Raw genomic sequence first — 12,272 nt, 5'->3', positions numbered from 1 at the left:
TATGCTACCCGTAGTATACAGGAGGTTTCTGTATTGTTGGTCAATTTCTTCGCCGACCTTGGACAATTTTTTCGCCGAGTGGTGTCAAAAACTTCGCATTACCTGGTAAAGCTATATGCCGTCTTCATCCTGGGCATAAATCACTTGAAACACGTTGTCAGCGTCTCTAACAGCGTCATGTTCAATGGCAGACCGGGTAACATCTTCGTCGTTCTTAAACTTAACCTTGATATCTGGATAAGCCGTTGAAATTTTGACAAACATTCTGTTCTTAATACCGTTTTGGCCGGATGTAATCTGTTTTAAGGTCTCATTCAGTGCCGGTCTTAAGTTACCAATTTCATCATAAACAGCGATTGCATTGTGGAAACTATCAAAGCCACCGCCTTGTGAGGTACCCTTACGAATCGTATTCTTAGTGTTCTTTGCGATAACCTGCGTTGTTTGAGCTTCCACGCCTCGTTCTCTAGCATCATCTGCAAAGTCAGGCAGAGATAAAATTGTCTTCGCCTGCAAAGATACGTCATTGAACAGCTTGGTTGCATGTTCACTATCGTAACTGGCCACTAGCAAGTCCTGTGATGTCGCATTCCAGCAGACTACAAAGTAATAAAAGTTGATTAGGATTGATGCTAGCCATGTTTTGCCTTGCTGCCGAGCAATAGAAATATTGGAGGTTGTGAATCGAGTACCATTGTCAATAGTTCTCCAGCCAATCAAGCTATCAAGAATAAACGATTGCCATCTGAATGGCTGAATTGTTTTTGACGTGTCGTCTGGATTGGGCAGCAGTCGTGAAAAGTATTCAATTGCATTAACCATGTCTGGGCTGTATTGATAGGGAAAATCATGATTGCCAATCCGCAATAAATCATTCAAGTGCCGAATGCATGCCAGCTGAACATCTCTGCCAGTCATGTATTTATTGCTGAACATAACGTCATAAGCGTATCTTGTTCCTGGATCGTGATAGTTATCCAGCAGCCCTTGGTAGTCAGATTGGTGCGGATTTACGTATCCACGAATATCAGTTACACCGGTAAAATCAAACGTCTGCACCAAAACCAACCTCCTTCAATGGGCTATCTTTCTTAGGCTTTTCCGGTTCTTCGACAGTTATCTGACGTAATCCAGAGTCAAACGTAAGTCCTAAATCATGCCCTAACGACTTCATATTCTTCACACAAGAGTCCATTTGAACCGCACCGGGGGAACGCTTTACTGCAACGTTATCGTTGTCATAAATCCACAGCCCCTGTTGCTCAATCAACTGCTCAGACTTAATGTAAAGCGAGTAATAACGGCAATATAGTTCAAGGCTTGGCTGGTCAATTTTTTTCAGGTAACCAAGTTTCTTGACTTCGGGAATAAGTGACTTCCATAATCGGCTTGCTTCGTCGTCAAGGTGAACAGGAGGCGTGTTCTGGATGTCCTTCATATCGTCGCCACTGTTGGAATGATCATCAGAGGAACCAGCATGTAAAATTGTTAAATTTGGATGATTTTCTGGCAAAAAACGTGCCTCCTTTCTGTGCTTAAATGCCATCGTTTAGGGATTTGGTCCTCAAAAGTCGAAATTTTTCAAAAATGGTCTCGCGGCCGATGGACACTGGTGTGTGAGGTTCCCCTTGAACAACATAGGGCCCCCCTATTTTTTGTGAGCGAGTACCCATTCAGAGATTTTGCTGCGTGTCCACTTTGTTGAAACGTCAAGATTTTCAATTCTGGACTGAGACGTGTATATCTTTTCCTCAAGCTGTGTCTTCCAATAGTGGCATCCCTTACAGAGCACCCATAGGTTGTCATGATCTAAGCACTTGCTTCTGTCAATTCTCAAAGGCACGATGTGATCAGTGACTAGATAGCCAGGCTTGTCATAGGTCTTGCCACAACATGCACAAGTGAAGTAGGCGTGAGCTTTAGCATCACGTGCGGTGTGTTCCCATATCTTAGACTTATAGAATGCAGCAGACTCTTTGTCGCGCTTGTACTTGTCGTAATATGATGTGTCACGTTTAACATGCTTTGCAGTATCAGCGTAGCTAGGTTTATACAAGCCTGTATGTTCAGAACAATATGGGTTTGCTTGAGCATAAGGGATTACATTATTGCATCCAGCCTTGCGGCATACCTTCACACGCATGTGTCACTCCTCATGCAATCCAATGACGATTGCCAGCCCAATCCAGAATACGATCCAGATGATCCAAGCAATCAGCGGCATGAATACTAGCAGCCAACCCCATGCAATCAACCCGAATAGCTTGGCCAGCACAAAGACTAGCGTCAACAGCAATAAAAAGTAATACATGTGTTCTTCCTCCAATATTGAGACAACGTGCTTTAAATAGACGATTTGTTTATTCTTCCTATTGCATCTGTTCACCTGCTGAAATATAATGAACCCGTGCAACACGATTACGCGTTGTTCACCCCTAACGCCCATTTCATTCACACGGCGTATGCCCTTGGTCCCCCAACCGAGGGCTATTTGCTTGCATTATTTAATAAGTCTGTGAGATAATGCCAAGTAAAGGGAGGTAATATCTATGAGCTTAGATGGTAAAATTGATAGCACTAAGGACAAGATCTCCGGTAAAGCAAAAGAAGTTGAAGGTAAAGTTACTGGTGATAAGGCCCGCGAAGCACAGGGCAAGGCTGAAGGCGTACTTGGCAAAGTAAAAGAAAAGTTAGACGATGCCAAAGATGCCGTTAAAGATGCTGTTGATGATGTGAAAGAAAAACTTGATAAAGATTAGTCTTACGGCCGGCATTTGCCGGCTATTTGTTTGCAAAAAAAATAGCTCCTCTCGTTTACTATCTTGCTCATTTGTAGCTATTCTCCTTGATGTGTCCCTCGTGGTGTCCGTGTGGTGCACGCTCTAGCCAGTCTACTGACAAGCAGTTGATACCCTCACGATCGGCACGCTTAGTTGAGTAGTTGAGGTGCAGATCAACTAACCCCGAATCAGGTAGCTGATCCACACGTTTACCATCGACCCATACTTTCGGGACGGTGTGTTCATCTTGCCAGTCGATGCGAATGTGTGGCACTGATGCCATGTCTTTAGCAAACTGTTTGGCCTGCTTGTCTACCTTGCCAATGGCGTTGCGCTCCATCGCAGTCATCAAGCCGTTGTGTGTTCGTGTTACTTTGTTAGGCATTGTTATCACCTTTTGATTGCATAATAAAAGCCGCCTCACCTAAAGACGGCCAGCGGTGGTGTCAGACACCGCATGTATTAAATTGTGTCTAGCGGGTTTCCAATCCACGTTAGAATAAAACTCTTTTGCACGCTATGAGTAATCAAGAGGGGCTGCACCTTCTAACTTAATAGTTTTGATGTAGCAAGCGCCGCGTGCTCGCGCAATGATCGGCGATAGCTTTTAACCACTCACCGACCAGCAATAATCATTTTATTTTTATTTAGCCGTGATAAGCGGCTATGCAATCGACGGGCATCGAACCCGCATCGTGTTCACGTCGCGCTAACGTGCCGCTTTACTTTAAGCTACGATTGCACTCAACTTGGTAAGCTGGTTTCCGGGAACCCAAGTCGAAAAATTCCATTATGACATTCAGACAATGAACATTGCCTACCAGTTGAAGCATCAGCGGATTATCGCTACCCGAATCATTCAACACTATCATAATAACAGTGAATTCAATTCAATTGGTTACTACTTAGTTGCAATTTAATCACTTAGAAGTTGCTTGCTCGTCTCATTTTTTAACACGATCAGCTCATGATTGGGGTAGGATTCGGCAAACTCGAACAATGCTGATGCCTTTTGGCGTTTAGCAGTGCCAACACTTCCAAGCCCCATACGTTCTGCTACCTGCCACATTTCTAGCTCCTCTGGCGTACAGTAGCAAAAGTACAATAACCATTTGCTTTGAAACTTGCATAGTGCTAACGCGTTATCAATCACTCCGAGGTGTGCTTCTGCGTCTAGCACCTTATCCAGCCTAGCGACAAGGGCAGCTTCGGTGCCGTTCTGAAATGATTGAGCTTTTGGCATCCCGTCCATAGATGGTGACTTAAGATCAGTCAACGGGCGGCCTGCCAAGCGCGCATAGTGCCGATATTCCTTTAGCTTCTGGCGAGCCTTATCACAACTAGCCTTTTCATCAATTTCTGGAAACAATGCCATCAGTTAGCCACCCCTTGTGCTAGAATTAGTTTGTCAAGTTAATTCAGGCTGCCGTGAGGTGGCCTTTTTTCGTGCCATCAATCAAACTCATGCAGTGTCTTAGAGACTAGCTCATCGATAGTCATCTTGCCGCCATACTTGGCACGCTCCTTGACTAATTCGATATGAGCTTCGTTGTCGCGGCGTGCCTGCATCATGCGGCGATGCTTTTTCTTAATAGCTGACTTCTTTTTACCCATTCCGTTTCGCCTCCCGAGCTTTGGCAAGACGGCGTGCTTGTAGCTCTGTTTGTTCAGGCGTTAGCTGGCGCTGTTTGCTGACTTGAACGTTTGCCCCTGTGATTATACCTACCAGATTTACAATGCGTCCTAGGCCATCAAATTGCCGTACTGACGGAGTAACAAATTTATTCCATTTTCTAATGTGAACGGGGTTGTTACTGGAAAAGTGCCAAGCACCATCCCAGCCTTGATAATTGATCACCGTTTCCTGTTCATCACGGGGTGCAACACTCACAATCGACTTAACCATTAGGCTTCACCGCCATCAATAAAATCGATTTGCCCGCTTGCCGGCGTTACATCGCGTGGCGATTGTTTGCCATCATCAGTGTTAAGTTCCGTTTGTCGTGGTGTGAGCTTGATGAATACCATGTCAGCAAGGCAAGCGGCTAAAGCATCACGCTTACCATCAAGTAGCTTAGCGTCAACTTGGAACTTGATTTCGACGAATTGACCATCTTTCGATTGCTTTTCCGCCGTGTTGACGATGTAGCCATAAACATCAATGCTGTTGTCTTTCATTTCAGTCATTATATTTGCCCTCCTAATAGGCTGTGGCATCTAGCCACGAATAATTTAAGTTGGTGCAGATTAACGGGTCGTCGTCTTTGCGTTTCTTAGTCACACTTTGCGCGATCGACTTAAAGTCATGCTTGCGGACTACAACCGCTTCGACGGGGATGCCAAACTTGTGCAGGAACTCGGCAAATTTCTCTTTTGGTCCGCTATCAATGCCATACATGCCAAAGCTGTTTTTGACGTCATAGACGTGGATCACAGCGCCTCTAGCATCGAAAATTACGAAGTCTGGCGTGTAGCGAATCTGTCGCGCCTTTACTGGCTTCAATATTACTTTCAGTGGTGCCAGCTCGACAGTCGGATGCACGCGGTAGTGAAAGCCTGAATCTTTGACAAAACGTGTGTAGAAGTCGGCTTCCTTTTGGCTGTCAAAGGTATAGCCATCCAAGCGAACTTTAGTGCCACGTTTATTTAAAGCTGTTGGACTTACCATGATACCTCCCAGGCTATGAATAGTATGACGGCAATCAACGATCATGCCACCAGTTGTAAAGATAATTATGCAGGCTCATTCGACTTCCTCTTTCCTCAATCTCTTATCTCTATGCATCCGTATAACGGCCTGTGCGGGCTCAAATTCAACCGCGTCTAATCGTGTTGGTAGCTCAACGAAACCCGCTAGGCGCTCACCTGTGGACGCTACGACGTGGTGCAGATACTCGCGACCACCGGGTGCACGACTTTCGTCGCGGTATAGGCGGTAACGAGTCACTGAATATCCGCCTCCATCTTGTCGCCATCGTCGTCCTCCATCATATCGTGCTTGATTGCGTCGGAAGCTTTAGACCACATCGCCCATACCACAATAATCGCAATCACACCCAAAACAGCAAGGCCACACACTAACGCTTGCCAGCTCATTTATCCGCCTCTACGTCTTCAAAATGAACCTGGTCAAGATAAGCTTTATGCAGTTGACCGTTGTATTCGACCACCGCAACAGGCTCCATGATTTGACCAGCAGAATGACCACCGATAAGTGGACTTTCGCCCACAACCTTTGCGACCTGAAACACGCCATAAAACTTTGCGGGGGTTTCCTTGTCTCCACTGACTACATAGCACTTTCGAGTCATATTCATTTCTCCGCCTCCAGTTTCACGATTTCGCCGGTTTCCTCAACGCGCCAGACACCCAGAATCAATGCACGGGCAACTTCCGCGGATTCTGATCTAACTTTATAATTGATGTCATCATCGCCACTTAGCTTATTGTCATACGCCTTGTCCAAGAATTCTTTCCACCAAAGAAAACGATAGGTTATCATGGTGTTACTAACATCTTTTGAAACTACCGGAAGATCATCTGGCAAGGCGGCGTCGTATGCCATCATGCATTCGTCATCTGTTGGCTCACCCTTTGTGTTTCCGGCTAGAAAACACCACCGACTATTCACAACAGCATCAAACACGTCTCGCTTCGTCTCATTGCTCATCGTCAGTCACACTCCACTTTCTCGCAGTCCAGCAATCCGTAGTGCTCAACCTCGGCGGCGGTGAACTCAACCCAGGTGCCTTCTGAATCACTCTGAGCTACGCCAAGGTCGTCGACGTCTTCGACTTTGTAGTAAATCAGCGTCTTGGCATGTGGCACCTTGACGTTCCACCGCTTCGGCTGCTCGACCACCCAGCCGTTGACGTAGGCGCGCATGAGGCGGTCTTCTAGTAATGCCTCTTGGTCGGAATCTTTCACGGCAGTGTACGCATACTTACTAATGACTGCTGCGGGGCGCCATACGGTTGTGTCCTTAGCCTTTTTCAGCATCTTCGCTTCTTCTTCGCTCACCACGATCTTCGCCGGGGCCTCGGCCAGCTCAACGACATAGGCGTTAGATAATCCCCAGCATTCGATGTCATCATCTGCATCTTCAAAAGTGTCATAAAACGATGCTAGAGATAGCTGGTCAACCCAGTCATTGTATTCGTCAGAATATAGCCATTCGCCCTTATCATTTTTAACTACAAATAAACTAATCGTGATACCTCCTTATTCTTTGATTCCCACACTGCGATAATTCGCACAAATTCCAGCATCACGAGCGCCATAATCAAGCCTGTGATAGGTAACACCCAACCGGTAAAAAACACCATGTCGATCCCCACGATGGCGATTAAGACCATTGCGATAATCAATAAAATCGTTTCTAAAGCTTTCATTCGTAATCCTCCGGTCCAAGTGGGCTGATTAATTTTTCGTAAGTGATTCCCATGATTTGGGCGGCCTTAGCAAGCGCTGAAATCGCCAATTTTCGACTATCGTCTGCCATGAAGTTGTTAAATGTCGGATACTTCACAAGAATTTCATTTGAGAACTCCTCACGAGTAATATCATGATCATCTAAATAGTTATGGATTCGTGCTCTTGCATAATCAAACTTGAGACCACTTTGTGTAACTGGCATTGATTTAATTCCTTTCAACTTTCTCTTATTTTCATTACATACTTGCGCCAACGCTTGCGAATATCGTGTAACCAATCTCTGACACCGGCTGGCATGTAATTCATGACAGGCTCAATCGTCGGCCCGTACTTTTTCTCAAATTCAGCAACGTCTAACGCATCTAGCTGTGATACATAAGCTTGCTCGTAATATTTTTGCATCCCAGTGTATTTGGCTTGATCCAGATACATCTTGGCTTCTTCTAGGTTAGCCATTACCAGCATCGTGTATTTGAAGCCACCCTCAAGCATGTATCCGTCAAACTCGCGAAAATTCATCGTTGGATTAGCCATAAGTAACTCCAAAGCGCATCTTATCGGCTTGGAACGTCATCGGGATATCTTTACGCTCGCCCTCACGATTTTTCTGAATTGACAAGATGACAGAACGGATTTTCTCGTACTCTTGTTTCTCGTCTTCGTTGTAAAGAAAGCCAACAGCATTGCTATCTTGCTCAATTGATCCGGATTCGCGTAAGTCTGACAACCTTGGGCGTTGTCGATTATCTTTCTCCATCATTCGGCTTAGTTGACTAAGCATAATCACTGGGATGTTCAGGCTCTGCGTAAGCTTTTTAAACTGGCGAGTGATCTGCTCAATTTGAAGCCTGCGATCTGATTGCCGTGGCACTTCAACCAATTGCAGGTAGTCGATGATGGCTAGATACTTTTTGCCAGACTTCTCGGCATCAGCACGGCTTTGAACGATTGCATTAACGATTTGGTGCAACTCGTTCAGGTTGTCGTAGATGTGCAAGTCATAGCCATTAAATATCTTGCCGGCGGTGCGCACGTCATTCTTTTGCTTGTCAGTCAGCATGTCCGGGTTGTTCAACAACTTGCCTGGCAAACCCAAGTAAGCTGAAATCAAGCGATCATAGTTCTGTCGCTGTGTCATTTCTAGACTAAACAGGTCGATAGTCATATCAGACTGTTTCTCAAAAGCCTTTAAAATTAGGTTAACAACGAATGCCGACTTACCAACGCTTGGCCGTGCGCCCAACGTGATTAGGCGTCCAGCCTTTAGGCCACCACCAAACACTTCATCAATCTGCTGATAGGTCTTAATGCCGTCATCAACGTGGTGCTCAAGGCGGTAGTCCATATCAGTCGCCAATGTCTTCATATCTGCGCCGCGATCATCTTCAGCGGTAGCGGCTTCACTTAATTTGACAGCGTCCAGTAAGTCATCAAGCCTGTTGTTGCTTGGGTCTTTAGCGTAACTAACAGCCTTTCGCTGAATATTGCCACGGTAATACTTGCGTTTCAGCATTTGATTCCATTGGTGTAGTTCACTTAGGACAGCGCCGCCGTGATTGATGCAATCCCAGACGTCGCGTGAAAGCAGATTAGGGTGGTCTTCATCAAGACGCGTTCTAAGCTCTATATAGCCGATGTCCGCCGCTTTGCCTTGCTCATTAACGTAACTAACCAGCGTGCTCAAATGCTTCTCTGACATCCAATCGGGGTCAATCCATTCAGTTCTAACCAACGCTGGTTTTTGGGTAATGCAGTAGAGCACATGCCAGCGTGGGTCATCAGGACTGTAGTTCATTCTTCGTCATTCCTTTCTGCGTTAAATTTGGCAACAGCCGTCTGGATTTGTTCCTCTGTGATAGGCACGCCGTCAGACTTAGCCGTTTCGATAACTGATTCAACTGATCCCAATGATCGGTAAGCAGTAACGGCCCATTTAGCAGGATCAAACTTATCAACTGTTGGCGCAGGTATGTCATCTTGCTCTGCCTTAGGCCTTCCGTATGGTACATCGCTGACATATCCCTCAAACTTACTAGCGGCAAAGATGGTGCTTGGCCGGATGTATCGTTCAGATTCAGTATTCAGCCAACCCTTGCAAACGTTGTTGATAGCCTGTGCAATATCCTTGCTTGTATAGCCGTCAGCTAATCGTGCATGGATCAGCTTTCGATTATTTGGCGTGTTGTGGTAATGTTTGCCTGACTTTTCGTTGAGATATTCAATCACCCCAGCGTAATTGAACGCCGGTTCGGCTTTAGCCGGACTAGAAGGTTCTTTCTTAGCATTCTTTGCATTCTTGATTGTTGTCACTGGATTGTCATTGGGTTGCACTTGGGTTGTCATTTGATTGTCATTGAACTGGTATTCAGACCAGTGAAGTACTGATATGACGCTGTATTTGTTAGTTGATTTGATTGTCAACATTTGCGCATTTTCAAATCTCTTAACCCATCTCCAGAGCTTTCGCCATGTCACTTGATTGTCACGCGGCACTCCATCGTTGAACTCAAACGCCAGTGCGTGGGCGCCCGTGACCAGTTGCCCGCTTGACACGACCACCTCTTGACCATTGAATAAAAATCGGTTTCCGTTGTGACTTGCCTTCATTAACAAAAGTATCCAAAGCTTGAGCTGATCGGAGTCAGTCCAGACGAAAGACTGCCGTGTTTTCCGATAAAGCTTTATCCATCCCCCGTCTGCCATGTGCTCACCTCTACTTCCATTCGATTACGACCCGAAAGCCTAACACCTTGCCTAACGCGTTCAGGGTGTTCATCTTTGCGTTGCGTGTTGTTGTTTCGATTGTGCAGATAGTTGACTGGGGCACGCCACTTTTATCTGACAGTTCTGATTGCGACAAGCCGAGTGCCAAACGACGGTTACGAATTTCATATCCTGTCATAGTTATTCACGCTCACTTTTAGTTAGAAAGGCAAATCGTCATCGCTGATCGAAACTGGCTTGCCGTCGTTGGCGAACGGGTCCTTGGTATTGGTGCTTGATTGCTTACCACCAAAGCCACCGTCAGTCACGTTGCTTTGTGCTGGACGCTTGACGCCATCTGGCTTGCTACCATCCTTGTCTAACTCGTTGAAGCCGAAGACGTTCAGATAAATCTTGCCTTTGTTATTTGGCTTGCCCCATTCAGTGGTGACGTTGAGCTTCTTACCACTGATTCCTTTGGCAAACGTTTCGATGGAATCAATCTTTGTGCCTTTCTTGACACCCATAGCTACAAGCATGGTGTTGAAGCGAGTTTCAGACTTCTTTTCAGTGTCCGTTGAAGTTTCATCCCAGACCAAATTTTGATAGCGAATTTGAGCGCCTTTGTAGGCACCGTCTAAAACCGTGTAATCGATGCTGACCATCTCATTACCGGACTGTGCCCGCTTAGGTTCTGCCTTCGATACAGTGACGTTGTAGGTGCCTGATTCTTCGACGAAACTCCCGAATGTGTTGTCGGGATCAACAGTAAATCCAAATGCCATGATTAATTACCTTCCTTTTCTTCTGTGCTTGGGTCTAACAGTTCATCGGCTGGAAACTCCAACCGGTCATCAATTCGGTTCTTGCCATGATCACCTTGTTCGGTATCACAGTTGATGGTGCGGACACCGCCTTGCTTGTAAATACGACCAACGAAGTCAAACGACGCAGTGAATCCAGAAAACGCGCCGAAATTCATGGCTGGCTCAAAACCTGTACCATCTTTCTGATCAGTTTGGTGCGCCGTTGCATACACGGTCATGCCGGATTCGCGCAAATAGGTGCCAAACTTGCGAAACCACATTTGCATATCACGATAGTTGGCTCGACCATCATTCGACGCCACGGTGTTGTCTAGCACCCAATCATGCAGAGCGTTCACGCAGTCAAAGCAAATTGCCTGATACTTACCACCGCTGATAGCCTTGGCAGTCGCCGATTCAACTAGCTTGCGGATATTAGGCCCATCTGACTGCTCAAACACTAGTGCATCGATGTTGTCGTCGGGCTTGATTGGGTTGGTTGACTGATCAAAGCTGAATAGCATCTTGTGACCCGGAAACTCGCGAAATAATGAAGTCTTGCCAGTGCCACCGTCGCCATAGATGAAATACATGTGCGGCGTCACCGGTAGTTGTCCCGATGGATAATACTTCATTCACGATCACCCTCTGACCAAAATTCGTAGCCCTTTAGTCGCATGTAGTTGGAAACGTCTTGAGCTTGGGCGAGTGTGCCATTCATACCAAAGTGATAGTCAGTGACTTCATCAGCGGCACTCTTTGGCACTTCGGTAACGACTTCGCCAGTCTCAGCATCGATAGTCTTATCGCCTACCTGTTGCTGTTTGGCCTTGGCGATGGCTTCCTCGGCTTCTTTACGTTTGGCTTCTTGTTCAGCCTTGAGATCACGCTCATCAGCCGCTTTGGCGATGCCATCTTTGATGCGGTCAATTGATACGCCCTCATCGACTTGCACAAGCCATCCACTAGGGTCGATGTTGTTTACCTTGGCATACATTCCAACGAGTTCACGCTCGGTAGCTACACGCTTGCGTTCAGCGATCACACCGTCCGCAGCGGCCGCCATTTGCTTGAGGCGTTCAATTTTGGATAGCTGAGTGCCAAACCAAGCGTCTTGCATTTCAACGTCATCAGGCTTGAGGTCGCGAGCTTCCAAGATATCGTTGAGGTCTTTCTTAGCCATTACACGGCGTTCACGCTTAGCTTCTTCGGCATACTTATCGAGTGCATCCTTGATAGGTTGCTTAGCGGCTTCCAGCGACGCCTTGAGCTTGTCTGTGGACGCTTTGAACGCGTTGTAAGGCTCGTTGTACTCTTTCTTGATAGCCTTGCGAAAGTCCTCAATTTGCTTGATAGCGGCGTTTAATTCAGCCTGTGACTTACGAGCTTCGGTAGTGGTGTCGTCGGTGACGACCATGCCTTTATACTTATCAGTAAGCGCAGCAACTGATTGTGCCAAGTCTTGAAAGTTACTAATTTCGAGCTTAGCTGGCTGATAAATCGGTTTAATGTCTAACATGTGATATAATCTCCTTGTCTAAATTCTTGT

At 46.2% G+C, this 12,272-nt stretch carries 24 protein-coding genes and 1 tRNA gene; 1 reads left to right on the top strand and 24 read right to left on the bottom strand.

The features are described from left to right. Positions 1-111: 111 nt before the first annotated feature. The 4 genes from ACGG90_RS13200 to ACGG90_RS13185 all read right to left on the bottom strand — a co-directional run bounded on the left by ACGG90_RS13200 (position 112) and on the right by ACGG90_RS13185 (position 2,311). Positions 112-1,059 carry a terminase large subunit domain-containing protein gene (locus tag ACGG90_RS13200; RefSeq protein ID WP_390410121.1) on the bottom strand — a complete coding sequence of 316 codons (948 nt, stop codon included), beginning with the start codon at positions 1,057-1,059 and terminating at the stop codon, positions 112-114. Continuing rightward, the gene (locus ACGG90_RS13195; RefSeq protein WP_390410119.1) at positions 1,046-1,513 is read right to left on the bottom strand and encodes a phage terminase small subunit P27 family; all 468 of its coding nucleotides are present in this window, start codon (positions 1,511-1,513) and stop codon (positions 1,046-1,048) included. Before ACGG90_RS13195 ends, ACGG90_RS13200 begins: the two co-directional genes overlap by 14 nt. A 135-nt stretch (positions 1,514-1,648) precedes the next feature. Then, positions 1,649-2,143, bottom strand: a complete 495-nt coding sequence (locus ACGG90_RS13190) for an HNH endonuclease (protein WP_390410118.1) — start codon at positions 2,141-2,143, stop codon at positions 1,649-1,651. A 3-nt stretch (positions 2,144-2,146) separates the two neighbouring features. Further along, a complete protein-coding gene (locus tag ACGG90_RS13185; RefSeq protein WP_390410117.1) occupies positions 2,147-2,311 on the bottom strand; it encodes a hypothetical protein in 165 nt (54 codons plus the stop codon). 238 nt (positions 2,312-2,549) lie between these two features. Here ACGG90_RS13185 and ACGG90_RS13180 point away from each other — a divergent pair, with 238 nt between their 5' ends. After that, positions 2,550-2,759 (top strand): CsbD family protein, encoded by a 210-nt coding sequence (locus ACGG90_RS13180; RefSeq protein ID WP_390410116.1) that lies wholly within the window; start codon positions 2,550-2,552, stop codon positions 2,757-2,759. Between the two features lie 67 nt (positions 2,760-2,826). On the opposite strand, the gene ACGG90_RS13175 is transcribed toward ACGG90_RS13180, so the two are convergent. From ACGG90_RS13175 to ACGG90_RS13080, 20 genes are all read right to left on the bottom strand, one after another. Then, the gene (locus tag ACGG90_RS13175) at positions 2,827-3,165 is read right to left on the bottom strand and encodes a hypothetical protein (protein ID WP_390410114.1); all 339 of its coding nucleotides are present in this window, start codon (positions 3,163-3,165) and stop codon (positions 2,827-2,829) included. A 282-nt stretch (positions 3,166-3,447) separates the two neighbouring features. Continuing rightward, positions 3,448-3,522, bottom strand: a tRNA-Ala gene (locus tag ACGG90_RS13170). A 174-nt stretch (positions 3,523-3,696) separates the two neighbouring features. Next, on the bottom strand, positions 3,697-4,155 hold the full coding sequence (locus ACGG90_RS13165) for an ArpU family phage packaging/lysis transcriptional regulator (RefSeq protein ID WP_390410112.1): 459 nt from the start codon (positions 4,153-4,155) through the stop codon (positions 3,697-3,699). Between the two features lie 77 nt (positions 4,156-4,232). Then, on the bottom strand, positions 4,233-4,394 hold the full coding sequence (locus ACGG90_RS13160; RefSeq protein ID WP_390410111.1) for a hypothetical protein: 162 nt from the start codon (positions 4,392-4,394) through the stop codon (positions 4,233-4,235). Continuing rightward, positions 4,387-4,686: a hypothetical protein gene (locus ACGG90_RS13155; RefSeq protein ID WP_390410110.1), complete on the bottom strand. Its 300-nt coding sequence runs from the start codon at positions 4,684-4,686 to the stop codon at positions 4,387-4,389. The genes ACGG90_RS13160 and ACGG90_RS13155 overlap by 8 nt, the downstream gene beginning before the upstream one ends. Next, positions 4,686-4,967 carry a hypothetical protein gene (locus ACGG90_RS13150; RefSeq protein WP_390410108.1) on the bottom strand — a complete coding sequence of 94 codons (282 nt, stop codon included), beginning with the start codon at positions 4,965-4,967 and terminating at the stop codon, positions 4,686-4,688. Before ACGG90_RS13150 ends, ACGG90_RS13155 begins: the two co-directional genes overlap by 1 nt. A 13-nt stretch (positions 4,968-4,980) precedes the next feature. Further along, the gene (locus ACGG90_RS13145; RefSeq protein ID WP_390410107.1) at positions 4,981-5,448 is read right to left on the bottom strand and encodes a DUF1064 domain-containing protein; all 468 of its coding nucleotides are present in this window, start codon (positions 5,446-5,448) and stop codon (positions 4,981-4,983) included. A gap of 275 nt (positions 5,449-5,723) precedes the next feature. Continuing rightward, positions 5,724-5,876 (bottom strand): hypothetical protein, encoded by a 153-nt coding sequence (locus ACGG90_RS13140; protein ID WP_390410106.1) that lies wholly within the window; start codon positions 5,874-5,876, stop codon positions 5,724-5,726. Then, positions 5,873-6,097, bottom strand: a complete 225-nt coding sequence (locus ACGG90_RS13135) for a hypothetical protein (RefSeq protein WP_390410105.1) — start codon at positions 6,095-6,097, stop codon at positions 5,873-5,875. The genes ACGG90_RS13140 and ACGG90_RS13135 overlap by 4 nt, the downstream gene beginning before the upstream one ends. Next, positions 6,094-6,450: a hypothetical protein gene (locus tag ACGG90_RS13130; RefSeq protein WP_390410103.1), complete on the bottom strand. Its 357-nt coding sequence runs from the start codon at positions 6,448-6,450 to the stop codon at positions 6,094-6,096. Before ACGG90_RS13130 ends, ACGG90_RS13135 begins: the two co-directional genes overlap by 4 nt. A gap of 2 nt (positions 6,451-6,452) precedes the next feature. Then, a complete protein-coding gene (locus ACGG90_RS13125) occupies positions 6,453-6,803 on the bottom strand; it encodes a DUF1642 domain-containing protein (RefSeq protein ID WP_390410102.1) in 351 nt (116 codons plus the stop codon). A 170-nt stretch (positions 6,804-6,973) separates the two neighbouring features. Next, entirely contained in the window at positions 6,974-7,171 is a 198-nt protein-coding gene (locus ACGG90_RS13120) for a hypothetical protein (protein WP_390410100.1), read from the bottom strand. Next, positions 7,168-7,416 (bottom strand): hypothetical protein, encoded by a 249-nt coding sequence (locus ACGG90_RS13115; RefSeq protein WP_390410098.1) that lies wholly within the window; start codon positions 7,414-7,416, stop codon positions 7,168-7,170. The genes ACGG90_RS13120 and ACGG90_RS13115 overlap by 4 nt, the downstream gene beginning before the upstream one ends. A 14-nt stretch (positions 7,417-7,430) precedes the next feature. Then, positions 7,431-7,748, bottom strand: coding sequence for a hypothetical protein (locus ACGG90_RS13110; protein WP_390410096.1), 318 nt, complete (start codon positions 7,746-7,748; stop codon positions 7,431-7,433). Further along, positions 7,741-9,009: a DnaB-like helicase C-terminal domain-containing protein gene (locus ACGG90_RS13105; protein ID WP_390410095.1), complete on the bottom strand. Its 1,269-nt coding sequence runs from the start codon at positions 9,007-9,009 to the stop codon at positions 7,741-7,743. Before ACGG90_RS13105 ends, ACGG90_RS13110 begins: the two co-directional genes overlap by 8 nt. Next, positions 9,006-9,917: a conserved phage C-terminal domain-containing protein gene (locus ACGG90_RS13100; protein WP_390410093.1), complete on the bottom strand. Its 912-nt coding sequence runs from the start codon at positions 9,915-9,917 to the stop codon at positions 9,006-9,008. Before ACGG90_RS13100 ends, ACGG90_RS13105 begins: the two co-directional genes overlap by 4 nt. Before the next feature lie 10 nt (positions 9,918-9,927). Next, positions 9,928-10,116: a helix-turn-helix domain-containing protein gene (locus tag ACGG90_RS13095; protein WP_390410092.1), complete on the bottom strand. Its 189-nt coding sequence runs from the start codon at positions 10,114-10,116 to the stop codon at positions 9,928-9,930. Between the two features lie 22 nt (positions 10,117-10,138). Beyond that, positions 10,139-10,702, bottom strand: a complete 564-nt coding sequence (locus ACGG90_RS13090) for a DUF669 domain-containing protein (RefSeq protein WP_390410090.1) — start codon at positions 10,700-10,702, stop codon at positions 10,139-10,141. Positions 10,703-10,704: 2 nt separating this feature from the next. Continuing rightward, the gene (locus tag ACGG90_RS13085) at positions 10,705-11,358 is read right to left on the bottom strand and encodes an AAA family ATPase (protein WP_390410088.1); all 654 of its coding nucleotides are present in this window, start codon (positions 11,356-11,358) and stop codon (positions 10,705-10,707) included. Next, positions 11,355-12,242: a DUF1351 domain-containing protein gene (locus ACGG90_RS13080; protein WP_390410087.1), complete on the bottom strand. Its 888-nt coding sequence runs from the start codon at positions 12,240-12,242 to the stop codon at positions 11,355-11,357. Before ACGG90_RS13080 ends, ACGG90_RS13085 begins: the two co-directional genes overlap by 4 nt. Positions 12,243-12,272 lie beyond the last annotated feature (30 nt).

The organism is Lacticaseibacillus jixiensis, assembly GCF_042847315.1.
Taxonomy (GTDB): Bacteria; Bacillota; Bacilli; order Lactobacillales; family Lactobacillaceae; genus Lacticaseibacillus; species Lacticaseibacillus jixiensis.
Note: the sequence above shows the minus strand (reverse complement) of the source record. Positions and strands in the feature narration are given on the sequence as shown.